Raw genomic sequence first — 12,802 nt, forward strand, 5'->3', positions numbered from 1 at the left:
ATGGAAAAAGATTGAAAATTTTACCTAATTGTAATTTTAACAAAAATATTGCAGGAAATCTATACTTAGATGGAAAAGTAGTGATAAAATGATAAAATAGCAGTAAAGAATAAGATTTGCAATTTATTGGCGGCTTTTATGTGAGATTGTCTATGAATAAAGGGAATAGCAGCTCAGAAGGCGAGGGATGTGAATGGAGTATTTATTGGCGTTAATGATGGTTCTTTTGCAGTTTTCTGGTGTTTGGCTTCGTTATCTGCCTTTTGCGAAAACAGTTACCGTTATTCAGCGGCGTAAATTGGTGCAGCTGGCAGTGGGCTGGGGCATTTTAGCTTTTGGTATCTATGCGGTTCTTATGAGTATGTATGGCGGGGAAGTTCTGCGTTTTAAGCTGCTGGTGGCTTTTGGCTGGTTGCCGTTCTTCCTTATTGCCTATTATTGTATTCCAAGGGACTTTGTGCAGCATTTGTATGTGCTCGGCATGCAGAGCCTGTATGCGGTGCTCTTGCATACTATCAGTGGTTTTGTCGTGGGAGCGGTACTCGCGGCTGAATATGGTGAACGTGTGCATATGCTCGCTGTAATCTGTTGTTATCTCGTGTTATTTACGCTGCTGATTCCCTTGGAACGCCGCTGGTTCAGTACGTTGGTACCGGCACAGCGATTTTTCCAATTCCGGCATCTGGGCCTATATGTTGCCTTGATGCCGATGGTGGTTCTGTTTGCGTATGCATTGCCCTGGCTGGATGGCCAGCTTTATCACAGCGTGCCTGAGCGAGTGGGACGACTGGCACTGCCCATATTGTTCTTCCTGGTTTTCCGGCTGGTGTTAGACGCTGCCCATCAGATGTCTAAGCATATGGTAGAAATCAACCGCAACAATCTGCTGGCTCAGCAGCTTTATTCCCTGAGAGAGTACACGCGCCTGACGGAGGAACGTCGTCAGACATTGCGGGTGCTGCGTCATGATATGCGCCATTATAACCGTTTGCTGGGTGCATTGCTGGACAGCGGACGCATCAGTGAAGCAAAGGAATTGGTGGAAAAACAGGCGGTGGAGCTTGAACGCACGACAATTCGCGAATTTTGCGCCAATGACCTCATCAATGCGACGCTGTCGATTTATCATTATCACTTGAGCAATCTGGAAATTCCGTTGCAACAGAAAATCAGCTTGCCTAAGGAGATGGCCGGCATGGATACGGATGTGGCTATCGTTCTGTCGAATCTGTTGGAAAATGCCCTGCATGCCAGCATGAAACAGTCGGTCATAAATCGTGAGGTTAAGGTGTCGGCTCAATATGAGGGAGGAAGTTTTGTACTGTCGGTGGCTAATCGTTTCGAGGAACAGCTGCTCTTAGACCGCGACGGCCTGCCCTACAACGAAGATCCTGGGCATGGTACGGGAATGATAGCATTGCGGGCCTTTATCCGCAAGTACAAGGCTCAATGTGAATTTTCCCAAAAGGATGGCTGGGTTACAGTGATACTTAATTGGCAGGGGGAGGATTAGTACGGTAATTTACTATTATTCGACAACAGGGAACTCTTTATACGTGGCCAGAGAATTGCAAAAGGCTATACCGGATGCTGAGATAGAATCCATATCAGAGGCCCTTCGGAAAGATAAAATGGTGGTTAATGCCGAGTGCGTGGGTTTTGTATTTCCCATGCACTATTTTGGCCTGCCGATACAGGTGGAGGAGTTCTTGCAAAAACTCACAATACTGGAATCTCCTTATATCTTTGCCATAGCTACCTGTGGTGTTCCCTATTGGGGCAGGCCGTTTATGGATGCAGAAAAGATACTTAAAGAGAAGAATTGCAGCCTGCACGCCTCGTGGTATGTGCGGTTGGTGTCTAATTATATTCCTTACCGGGATATTGCTGCCGATTGGCGGATAAATATCCGGGCATGGCTGGCTAAAGGCAAGCTGCAGCGCATCGCCAAGGCCGTAAATAACCGGGAGGCCCATAGTACATGGCAGCTGCTGAAGAACTTTTGTGGCCGATATCATGATAAATGGCTGGCAGGCCAGAAGGAAATTGATAATAACTTCCTGTGCGATACGGAGAAATGTACTGCCTGCGGTTTGTGTGAGCGTATCTGTCCCAGAGAAAATATTAAACGGCCAGCGGGAAGTCCGGTTTGGCAGCATCATTGTGTGGAGTGCCTGGGGTGCCTGCATATATGCCCGGCCAGGGCAATAGAATACGGAGAGATTACCAAAGGGCGCAAACGGTACCGGCATAAGGCGGTAAAGCCGGTAGATTTGTTGCGTAAGGGCTGAGACCCGCAAGGAGATTGACATGGATGAAAATGAGTTTGAGCTTTTAGCTGGGCTTAATAAGGCGCAGCTGGAGGCTGTTACAGAGACGGAAGGCTATGTACGGGTGCTGGCCGGGGCTGGTTCCGGCAAGACAAGAGCACTGAGTCATAGATTTGCCTACTTGGTAAACGAAATCGGCATTATGCCGGGGAATATCCTATGTGTGACCTTTACCAATAAATCGGCTGCGGAAATGCGGAAACGAATTCATTTGCTTACGGGGGATAATGATACAGGCTACATCAATACGTTCCATGGCTTTTGCGTGTCCGTACTGCAGGAAGACAGCTATGCCGTACAGTATCCCAAAAGCTTTCTAGTGCTCGATAACAGCGATATCGATGCCATGCTGAAAAATATCTACGAGGAAAGAAATCTTTCCCTGCGGGATATGACCTTTGCCAAGGCCCGGGATATGATAGAGGTACGGAAGATTTTCACCGAGCCGGAATACTATCAGGACATGATTGCCATGTCGCAGGAGGCCATCAAGGAAAAGTACGAAAGAGCTGTGGAGCCTGGTGATATTATCTTCTATGGGTATCTGTATCAGGAGAAGAAGTGCTTTGGCCTCGATTACAATGACCTCATCAAATTCACGCTGTATATTTTTGAGCAGAAAGAAGATTTGCGGCTGAAATGGCAGCAGCGGCTGGAATACATCATGATTGATGAATTTCAGGATATTGATGAGTTGCAGTACCGTCTGATGAAGATTTTATGCGGCTATCATAAGAATCTCTTTGTCGTAGGTGATCCCGACCAGACCATTTATACATGGCGTGGGGCAAATATCCGTTATTTGCAGAACTTTGACCAGGAGTTCAAGCCTTGCAAGACCATATATATGATGGAAAACTATCGTTCTACGCCGGAGATTCTGGCTGCAGCCAACGATCTGATTGCCCATAACCGTTACCGGATAGAGAAAAATCTGGTGCCAACGCTGCCCAATGGTGAATCTGTCCTGTGTTCCAGTAATGAATCGCCGGAAAAAGAGGCCAGGTGGATTGCACAGGAGATTGAAAAGCTGCATGAAAAGGATGTGCCTTATAGGGATATCGCGATTTTATATCGAGCACATTACCTGACGCGTTCGCTGGAAGAAGTATTTATGAAGGAGGAACTCCCGTATACGCTCTATAGCGGCATAAATTTCTTTGACCGCAAGGAAATCAAGGATGCCTTGTCCTACCTGCGTATGATTGCCTACCGGGATGACCTGTCTTTTCAGCGGATAGCCAATGTCCCCAAGCGTAACCTGGGGGAGCGGCGGATGGCCTTTTTGCAGGAATATGCTGAGCAGAATAAGTGCAGCCTTTATGATGCCTTAAAAACAAACCTTGACCATGAACTGATTAAAGGAACTAAAGCAAATCGCTTTGTGGAGCTTGTCGAGGAATTTTCGGCAGCATATAGCGGCCGGCCGGTATCGGAAGTGCTATCTGCGTTATTAGATGCCAGCGGCTATGAGGAAATGCTGCGCACGGAAGGCAGTCAGGAGCGGCTGGATAATCTGGCGGAGCTGAAACAGGCCATCTATGAGTATGAAACTTCCTGCGGGGAAGAAACCATGCTGGAGCACTATCTGTCCCGCGTGGCACTTCTTACCAATAGTGATACTGCTGAGCAGGGAGATAAGATAAAGCTGATGACCGTTCACGCAGCTAAAGGATTGGAGTTTCCCTATGTGATTATCTGCGGACTTAATGAAGGAATATTTCCTTCCAGAAAAACCAGAACGAAAGAGGCCATGGAAGAAGAACGGCGTCTGGCCTTTGTGGCCGTTACACGGGCACAGAAAAGGCTCTATCTGTCGGCAGCCTCTGGCTTGAATTTTGATGATTCCTTAAGATACCCCTCCAGATTCCTGTTGGAGATTGATGATAAACTGCTGGAATATGCAAAGCCCGTTGCCGAAAGTATGCAAAAAGATGCCTGGAATTACATCCGGGGGATGGAAAAACGGATGGAGCAGGGGCAGATTGTAAAAAAAGCAGCGTTTGCTAAAGGCGATAAGGTTTTGCATCGTATCATGGGTGAGGGAGAAATATTGGATATCAACATGGATAAGGGTGCCTATGTCATAAAGTTTGACGATATTGAAACGCCCAGGGAAATATCCTTTAAGGCCAAACTGGAGAAGTTATAGTTCCCAAAATAGATGAAATCGAATCCACGGCAGATTACGTTGGTATGTGCCAGCTGAACGTGCGGAAGGGAAAGCCGCCGTATTTCGGACAGCCTTTATTTGCCAGGAAAATCTTTTTCCTCAGGGCAGGTTTTGGTAAAATAAAACTAAGAATATTTTAGGAAAAGTTATATTGAGAGGAGAGTTTACAATGAAAGTCATGATGGTCAATGGTTCACCGCATCCACAGGGGAACACGGCAATGGCTTTGCAGGAAATGCAGAAAGTCTTTGCAGAAAACGGTGTAGAAGTCGAATTGGTTCATGTGGGCAATAAAGCAATTCGCGGCTGCATAGGCTGTCGGGCCTGTGCACAGAAAGGAAAATGTGTGTTTGACGATATCGTCAATGAAACGGCACCACTATTTGCCGAATGTGATGGTCTGGTCGTGGGCAGTCCTGTTTATTACGCTGCAGCAAATGCTACCTTGGTCGCTTACTTGACGCGCTTGTTTTTCAGTACCGGTTTTGACAAGACGATGAAAGTGGGAGCAAGCGTGGTTGTGGCCCGGCGTGGCGGTTTGTCGGCAACTTTTGATGAACTCAATAAGTTCTTTACCATCTCGGGCATGCCCATTGCCGCCAGTCAATACTGGAACAGCGTTCATGGCGGAGCGCCGGGAGAAGCCGCGCAGGATATTGAAGGCATGCAGACCATGCGGACGTTGGCGCGTAATATGACCTTCCTGATGAAGAGCATTCAACTGGGCAAGGAAAAGTTTGGCCTGCCAGAGAAAGAGCCGTGGCAAGCCACTAACTTTATCCGGTGATTACCCTGCATATGGGATTTGACTCGCTGCGGGATAAATTTGTCTTCGATATTTTTCATCAGACTTATCCGCATAGCGGATGAGGAGCAATTTTTATTACTTGACACTGGATTTACAATATGCTATTGTAAATTCATCAATAGTGGCAAAGGAGCCCAGGCGAAATATAGATTCGTCTGGGCTTTTTTATACCCTTGGATAGCTGCTGTTGGTAGTATATTGGTATTGCAGGACAAAGGTGTCCTAAATCATTGATTTGTGGTTTAGGATGCCTTTTCTTGCATTTTACGAGGGGGAAGAAAAAATGATTACATTTCCGTTGTTTACTGAATTAGAAAAACACCGTGATGAGGCCAATGAAAATTTCCATCGCAATATCAGGCCACAGCTGGTTGAACGGCTCAAAGCCTTTGGTTTTACGAGCATTAGCGAAGATGTTACGGGTATTATGCAGCTGCAGGAAAAGTCAACCAAGAATAAATATGTTCTGGCTATCTGCAATTACGAAATCACAATTCATTTCGAGCATATAAAAACAGGAGAGCAGTTACTGATTTGTTCTATAAGCAATTTTGAACTGAGTGCACATGTGATTATGGATATAATTATTGACTCCATAGACAGTTGGCTGCAGTATGGGGAGATTTATGATTACAAGGCTGCACAGAATCTGACGGAAAGAGCAAAGAAAAGACGGTAATCAGGAATAATCGTTGCTTCCTGTGATTAGTTTTTTATTCCCTTTGGTGGCCTGGTTGGCAACATAATTGCCAACAGAGATAGCAGCCAGACAAATGGCCAATAGACTTTTATCGCTTGTAGCCGGTGGCTGTTGCTTTGGTGTACCATTCCTGGGCTTTCTGCGAATTTTTTTCTACGCCTAGTCCGTTTTCATACATATGCCCCAAAGCTGCCATGGCCGGGGCGGCGATAATGTCACCGCGTTGGGCAGCTTTTTGATATAAGTTCAGCGCCTTGCTGTAATCCTGAGGAACGCCGTTGCCGGTTTCGAAAAGCCGTCCTAAATAATACGTACCTGTAATATCGCCCCGCTCGGCGGCAATGGCATACCATTTTGCGGCTTCTTTGGTATTGGCTTTTACGTCGTAGCCGTGTTCGTAGCAAAGGCCTATGTAACGAGGGGCTTTCATATGTCCTTTGCTGCTAGCTGCTGTGAAATTTGCGAGTGCTTTTTTATAATCGCCGGCGTTGTAGGCGGCAAGACCGGCATCCTGTAATGCTTTGGCAAGCAGGCTGTGTTGTCCTTGCTTGTCCTCTTTGCGCTGCTGAAACAGCCAGTCGCGGATAGCCTCGATATCATAGGCGAATGACCAGGTATACATGTGGTTGCCGCCGGCAAAGACGGAGTAATTTATAGGCGCATTGGCAGCTGCCAGGTCTTTGACATTTTTATTGATTTCCGTCATACTTGCATGACTGTCCCAAAAGGTCTTATTTCGCGCGACTTTGCTGCCCAGGGATTCCCAAAGGGCTGTTGCGTCATTCATGCCGGGGAAGGCTTTTGTATCGCCTTCACAGACGGTTATCCAGAGCTTTTTGTCCTTCATGGCAGCCATTTCTTCCACATTCCACTGGCAGGCTACGAGCCATTGTGCGGCAAATAAATCCGGATATTTATCGCTGATGGCAATGTTGGCCATGCCGCCCTGCGACTGGCCGGTGCCGTAGATACGGTTTTTGTCTATACTGTAACGCGCAATCACATCTTGGAGCAAATCGGAAACAAGGGTAAGTCCCGGTGTCCAGACATTTTCATCAGTGGTCATCATGCCGAGTTTTTCGACTAAGGCGGCGGTATACTGCGGAGCAAGGATAATGCATTCATGCTTGGCCTGTTCGCTGTCACTGGCCCAGACGGTGGCACCGTTGCCTTGGAATAGCGGCGTTTTTATCGCGTTGATGTTCGCACTGGCATCAGCCACAAAAAACAGCAGCGGATATTTTTTCTTGGGGTCATAATTTTGAGGCAGGTATAGATTATAGGGAATCGTGGCGCCCACTTGCTTATCGGTATATTCATATTGCTGGAAACGTTCCATGTCCGGCTCATTTACCTCTGTCGCGGATAAAGTCAGTGGGGCAAAGGTGGTGCCGTCAATAGCGGTAAGAGGGCGCATCTGTTGTACCTGCAGGGATAAGTCCGGCAGTTTTCTGTTGGATTGGCGGGGCGCATCAGTGCCTCGGCCGTTTTTATCATCAGCAGGTTTTGGCTGACGCCCAGGCTTTTTGCTCAAATCACCATCATAGACATTGTTCTGCTGGGCAAACTGCAGGATAACATAGCGCCCTGTCTGTGCTTTGTCTGTAAGTTCCGGTTTAGCGGTTACCCTTACCGCCGTAATCTCTTTGCCGGATACAGTAAAGTCCGTTGGCTTTACTGTATCCGGCAAAAGTGCTTTAGGATATTCTAAAATCGCAGCGGCAACCTGTTCGCCGCTGCCGTAGACGCGAGTTACAGCCGTGACTTTTTGCAGGCCATGAGCGGCAGCCGCTGCCTGAACTTCACTGGCCTGTACGGTGGCTGCCTGTACCGGCAAAGCGCCCGGCAGCATAAATGCTCCTGTCCCCACCAAAGTCAAAGCCAATAATTTTTGATATCTGCGCATAATTGTACCTCCATACTCTTTTTGAGCAATAAAAAAATCGACGCTCCCTAAAAAGGGCAGAAAGCCACTGAGGCTCTCCACGTCGATTTTCTGCCGCCGAAACAGCACGGCTCCTACACAGCCGTATATGCTATTGGACATACTATAACACAAGCAGAGCGGATTGACAAGGATGTTCTCGGCTATATACTACGATTATTTTTAGGGGTCGTAATTACGCTTTGCAAAAGCTATCCTGTCCAATAATATGACGTGCTGGATTTTAGTACCGGTTTTGACATGACGCTGAAAGTGGTAGCAAGTGTAGTTGTGGCCCGGCCTGGCGGTTTGTCGGCAGCGGTTGAATACAATAATATGTTCTTCAACATCTCGAGCATGCTCTAAATTTTATATCAGCGCATGGCCATAGAATAAAGCAAGGCCTTTATAAAAGATATTATTTGATATAATGTAAACAATGTCTTAGTCGATGTTTTACATAAAAGAAGAATAAGATGAAAATAGGTTATGTTCGTGTTTCCACCTTGGAACAACACGAGGAGCGGCAAACGGTAGAGCTGACAGAAAAAGCACACGTTGAAAAAATCTTCCTTGATAAACTATCCGGCAAAGATACTGACCGTCCCCAGCTTCAGGCAATGTTGGAGTTCGCCCGTTAGGGTGATACGGTCTATGTATCAGAGTTCTCCCGGCTGGCGCGTAGCACAAAGGATTTGCTGGACATTGTGCAGCAGTTGAAGGAGAGTTTTGATACATCAACACCTGCTGGCGAGTTGGCAATGACCATGTTCGCGGCTATTGCTACATTTGAGCGGAAGATTATGTTGGAGAGACAACGAGAAGGAATAGCGCTTGCAAAGGCGCAAGGAAAGTACAAAGGGAGAAAAGAGGTCAAAAAACCCGCTAACTGGCAAGAGCTTGTTGAAAAATATAAATGTAGAGAAATATCATCTGTTAGTGAGTTAGTAAGAATTTGTGGGTGTTCTCGTCCTACAGTTTATAAATGAATGGCTGAAAGAAATAGGTATAAAAGCTTGAATTGAAGCTTATTTAATTATATAATATATATACAAGGGGTGGATAGTGTGAAATTAAAGATTGCAAAAAGCGCAAGAAAGTTCGGGTATTTGATCTGGAATAATAAAACCAATGATGATATGGAAAAGTTACTGTCCGAAAAAAGTTATGTACAAGTAATTCTAAATGGATTTAATCTTGGAAAAAAACATATTGATAGGAAATATTATCGAATATCATTAGGTTATAAGTTTACGCGCTCTTTACCGAGTGAACATGATACATTTAACATTTCATTACGAAACGATTATTTAGAGGTAATAACAACTAATGAAAACGAATGACATTTATCGAAGTCCAATTATCCATAATGTTCCCAAAGAACATGAGCGGTTGATTGATACAGGTATGCTACATTATGAATCTTCTGTGGCTGGCTATAATGAGAGATATCATAGAGGTGAAACATCCCATACTATTCATGTATGGTGGGCAAGACGACCTCATAGTGCAATGAGGTCGTTATTGTTTTCATCTCTTTGCAGAAATAACGATGAAACTTCTATAGAGACTATGGCTAATCTTGCTATGAATTGCAATAAAGAAAGCCTTACTCAAGCAAAAAATATTTTAAAAAAAGACTATCAATATCAACCGAAAACACTGGATATGTTTGGTGGTGGTGGAACAATTCCATTTGAAGCAAAAAGATTAGGATTTGATTCATATTCTATTGATTCTAATCAATTATCTGTTTTTATCCAGCGTTGTAACATGGTTTATGCTAATAAGATAGATCTAAAAAAAGCAGAGATATTTGTAAAAAATATCGGAGAAGAAATATTAAATAATCTTTTAGAAAGAACAGATTGGCTTTACCCTTTACGTCAAGAAACTAAAGGAAAAACATTTGGATATATATGGACTTATAAAACTAAGTGCCCACATTGTGGTAAAATATTTTATTTATCTAAAAGACCATGGTTATCTAAAAAAAATGGAAAAAAAATTGCATTTGTAAAAAATAATAATAACAATGACGAAAAATTATGTATATGTGACTTATCTAATGGAGGAGAACCATACAGCTCAGCATGGGAAAAGCGAACGGGAATTCTTCGCTGTCCTAAATGTAAAGAGATATTAGATAAACCAAATGTAATTAAGTGTCAAGATGTTATGATTGGGTTAGTGAGTAAAGGCGAAAAAACTGGCAAAGTATATACTGAAGCAAATCAAGATGATGCCTTGCCTAATATAGAGAAAATAAAAAATGAGGAAAATAGAGTTCTTACCAATATAAAATGCTCGTTACCATCATCAAAATTACCTGTTTGGTCTGGAATAGTAAATCCAGCATTATATGGAATTGAAACCCATGCTGATTTTTTAAATTTTCGTCAAAGACTTGTATTACTATATTTAATTGATGAACTTATTATGCAATATGATAAATTGGTAGTAAGTAATGTTGAAATGGCTAAATTCGTCATAGGTTCATTGTCAAGTTTAATAGACCAAGTTGTTGATTGGAATTGTCGTCTATCAATGTGGATTCCTCAAAACGAGCAGGTGGGAAGAGCCTTTTGTGGCCCTGGGATTGCAATGCTATTTGATTATTGTGAAACAGATATGTTATTGAAAGGCCCTGCAAATTTATGGGATAAACTAAAGAGAATTATAAATGGTGTTAAGTCTTTTGAAGGTTGTATCGGCGATGCTCATATATATCACGCTCATGCGCAAGATTTGCCTTTTGAGAGCAATTACTTTGATGCCATTGTAACAGATCCACCATATTATGATAACATATATTATTCAATCTTAGCTGATTTCTTTTATTCATGGAAGAAGATATTACTTAAAAAAATGGAACCAGATTTGTTTAAAAGTGATATTACTGATTACAAATTTGAACTAGTAGCATCGTCTAGAAGAGTTGATACCAATCAATCACCACATGATGAATACTGTAAACAACTAAATTTAGCATTTAGTGAAGCAGCACGAGTGCTAAAAGAAGATGGGATTTTTTCATTTGTCTATTCTCATAGTTCTGTTAATGCTTGGGAAGCTGTTGCTGGTGCATATAGGCAGTCACCTTTTATCGTAACAAGTGTTCAGCCGCTTAGTATAGAGCGAAAAGGACGGCCTAGAGCAGTAATGTCTCAAGCCGTTAATACATGTGTTACTTTTGTTGCTCGAAAAATTAACGAAGAAAAGAAGCCTATATCATTACAATATTTGCTAAATAAAACAGAAGAATATGCTCAAAATTTTGGTAAGTCGTTAATAGAAAAATCTGGATGGACAGAAAATGATGCTGGTCTTGCAGTGATAGCATGTACAGTTGGTCTTATGGCTAATGCAAGTTCTATAACTGGTAATTACACTAATAAATCTGCTTTAATTAGTGCATCGAAAATTGTAAAAAATTACTTTCCAGATTTCTCAATAAAAGTAAGGGATTCCATATAAAGAATGAGGAAAAGAGTCTTTTAAGGGAGACTCCTTTCCTCATTCTTATATTTAATCTAAATCTTTATATGTTCTAAATTCGTCAATATGTTTAAGATATTCTATTGCTTGGCAATTATCTCTTGATATAATCATTTTTAAAGCATATTCTTTCAATTCATCTATAGTTTTAAATTGTTCCATTTCAGTAGAAATGTTTTTTTCTGTTTCAATTATAGTGCTTTCGACTATTTTTCTGTACTCCGCAATAGCAGATATAATTCTAGAATGATATTCTTTTATTTCAGAATCATACTGTTGACTATTAATAGAAATCAATGTGCATACATATTTTTTTATATATCTCCAATAACTTGCCTTATTTCGAGAAGTATTAACTCTATTTTCCCGATACGACCAAAGACCATTTAACTCTTTTATAGAATAATTATTTTTATATTTTAAAAGGAGTGCTAGTATTTCATATGGAAACATTACTACAGGAATATCTAGGTTAGTACATTCTTCGTATACTTCGCTATCATTTTCCCATTCATGTAATGAGGAATATGTAACAAGTCCACCTATGACTGTATGTTTAGAATTCGTTTTTAAATACTTTTTATTAAGATTATCAATCCATAACTTTACACTTGCTAATTTCAAAAAATCTTTTACATTAGGTGCTTTTTGACTACGACCAAGCCTAAATACCTTCGCATCACATACAATAGAGATATCATCTTTAATTAGTTCAACGTCTTCCGTTCCTGATTTCTTAGTAGGAAGATTATATGTCCCTCCAATACGTCTCCACCATTCCCCGACCATTAACTCTGTTAGTTTCGTGAATAATTTTTCACTTTTTCCCATACCGGAATATAAATCTGGTATAAAGCAGCTTATCATAATTTCCTCAAAATCAGAATCAGATATTTCTTTCAGACTGACAGCTGTTTCATTAACAACTGATGAAATATCAACTGATGGTCTTTTTTCGTCAGGATAGTAACTATCTACAATGTTTTTAAAAAAGAAAATATTATTGGAATTCATAATTATCCTCCTCTATGTTATTAAAAAGTTCACCCAATGTAATATTGAAACCTTTTGCAATTTTCTCTATATTGCAGATGGAAATATTTCTTTTACCTGACTCAACAGAGGCATAATATGTTCTGTCCATTTTTATAGATAATGCAAACTTTTCTTGACTTATCCCCATTGACTGACGATACTTTTGTATGCGTTTACCTAATTTTTTTTTGATATCCAATAATCATCACACCTTTTGTCTTATCACAATATTTAAATGTTAATATATATGTGTATATAAGACAACGGACTATAAGTAACAATGATAATAAAAATGAATAAAGTTTAACAGAAATCAACTTGACTTTTATTTTGA

Annotated in this window: 11 protein-coding genes and 1 pseudogene; 9 read left to right on the forward strand and 3 right to left on the reverse strand. The window is 41.9% G+C overall.

From position 1 onward, the window contains the following. The first annotated feature begins 193 nt into the window (after positions 1-193). The 6 genes from DL94_RS0113495 to DL94_RS0113515 all read left to right on the forward strand — a co-directional run bounded on the left by DL94_RS0113495 (position 194) and on the right by DL94_RS0113515 (position 5,990). Positions 194-1,513 (forward strand): sensor histidine kinase, encoded by a 1,320-nt coding sequence (locus DL94_RS0113495; RefSeq protein WP_028130614.1) that lies wholly within the window; start codon positions 194-196, stop codon positions 1,511-1,513. Positions 1,514-1,520: 7 nt separating this feature from the next. Beyond that, the gene (locus DL94_RS0113500; RefSeq protein ID WP_255326896.1) at positions 1,521-2,291 is read left to right on the forward strand and encodes an EFR1 family ferrodoxin; all 771 of its coding nucleotides are present in this window, start codon (positions 1,521-1,523) and stop codon (positions 2,289-2,291) included. Between the two features lie 19 nt (positions 2,292-2,310). Further along, entirely contained in the window at positions 2,311-4,482 is a 2,172-nt protein-coding gene (locus DL94_RS0113505) for an ATP-dependent helicase (RefSeq protein WP_028130616.1), read from the forward strand. A 190-nt stretch (positions 4,483-4,672) separates the two neighbouring features. Beyond that, complete coding sequence (locus DL94_RS0113510) at positions 4,673-5,290, forward strand: flavodoxin family protein (RefSeq protein ID WP_028130617.1); 618 nt, start codon at positions 4,673-4,675, stop codon at positions 5,288-5,290. After that, a complete protein-coding gene (locus tag DL94_RS16625) occupies positions 5,287-5,373 on the forward strand; it encodes a 1-deoxy-D-xylulose-5-phosphate synthase N-terminal domain-containing protein (RefSeq protein ID WP_369793733.1) in 87 nt (28 codons plus the stop codon). Before DL94_RS0113510 ends, DL94_RS16625 begins: the two co-directional genes overlap by 4 nt. Positions 5,374-5,594: 221 nt before the next feature. Next, a complete protein-coding gene (locus tag DL94_RS0113515; RefSeq protein WP_028130618.1) occupies positions 5,595-5,990 on the forward strand; it encodes a hypothetical protein in 396 nt (131 codons plus the stop codon). Between the two features lie 109 nt (positions 5,991-6,099). On the opposite strand, the gene DL94_RS15015 is transcribed toward DL94_RS0113515, so the two are convergent. Beyond that, the gene (locus DL94_RS15015) at positions 6,100-7,917 is read right to left on the reverse strand and encodes a prolyl oligopeptidase family serine peptidase (RefSeq protein ID WP_051586475.1); all 1,818 of its coding nucleotides are present in this window, start codon (positions 7,915-7,917) and stop codon (positions 6,100-6,102) included. 494 nt (positions 7,918-8,411) lie between these two features. Here DL94_RS15015 and DL94_RS15020 point away from each other — a divergent pair. The 3 genes and pseudogenes from DL94_RS15020 to DL94_RS15025 all read left to right on the forward strand — a co-directional run bounded on the left by DL94_RS15020 (position 8,412) and on the right by DL94_RS15025 (position 11,412). Continuing rightward, positions 8,412-8,924 (forward strand): annotated as a pseudogene (locus DL94_RS15020) (recombinase family protein). A gap of 78 nt (positions 8,925-9,002) precedes the next feature. Next, the gene (locus tag DL94_RS0113530) at positions 9,003-9,278 is read left to right on the forward strand and encodes a hypothetical protein (protein WP_028130619.1); all 276 of its coding nucleotides are present in this window, start codon (positions 9,003-9,005) and stop codon (positions 9,276-9,278) included. Beyond that, positions 9,265-11,412, forward strand: coding sequence for a DUF1156 domain-containing protein (locus DL94_RS15025; protein ID WP_072023130.1), 2,148 nt, complete (start codon positions 9,265-9,267; stop codon positions 11,410-11,412). The genes DL94_RS0113530 and DL94_RS15025 overlap by 14 nt, the downstream gene beginning before the upstream one ends. Before the next feature lie 51 nt (positions 11,413-11,463). Here the strand turns inward: DL94_RS15025 and DL94_RS0113540 are convergent, their stop codons facing one another. Together DL94_RS0113540 and DL94_RS0113545 are read right to left on the reverse strand one after the other, a co-directional pair. Beyond that, positions 11,464-12,447, reverse strand: a complete 984-nt coding sequence (locus DL94_RS0113540; RefSeq protein ID WP_028130620.1) for a HindIII family type II restriction endonuclease — start codon at positions 12,445-12,447, stop codon at positions 11,464-11,466. After that, positions 12,434-12,667 carry a helix-turn-helix domain-containing protein gene (locus tag DL94_RS0113545; RefSeq protein WP_028130621.1) on the reverse strand — a complete coding sequence of 78 codons (234 nt, stop codon included), beginning with the start codon at positions 12,665-12,667 and terminating at the stop codon, positions 12,434-12,436. Before DL94_RS0113545 ends, DL94_RS0113540 begins: the two co-directional genes overlap by 14 nt. Between the last annotated feature and the right edge of the window lie 135 nt (positions 12,668-12,802).

This window comes from Selenomonas sp. AE3005 (assembly GCF_000686945.1).
Classification (GTDB): Bacteria; Bacillota; Negativicutes; order Selenomonadales; family Selenomonadaceae; genus Selenomonas_A.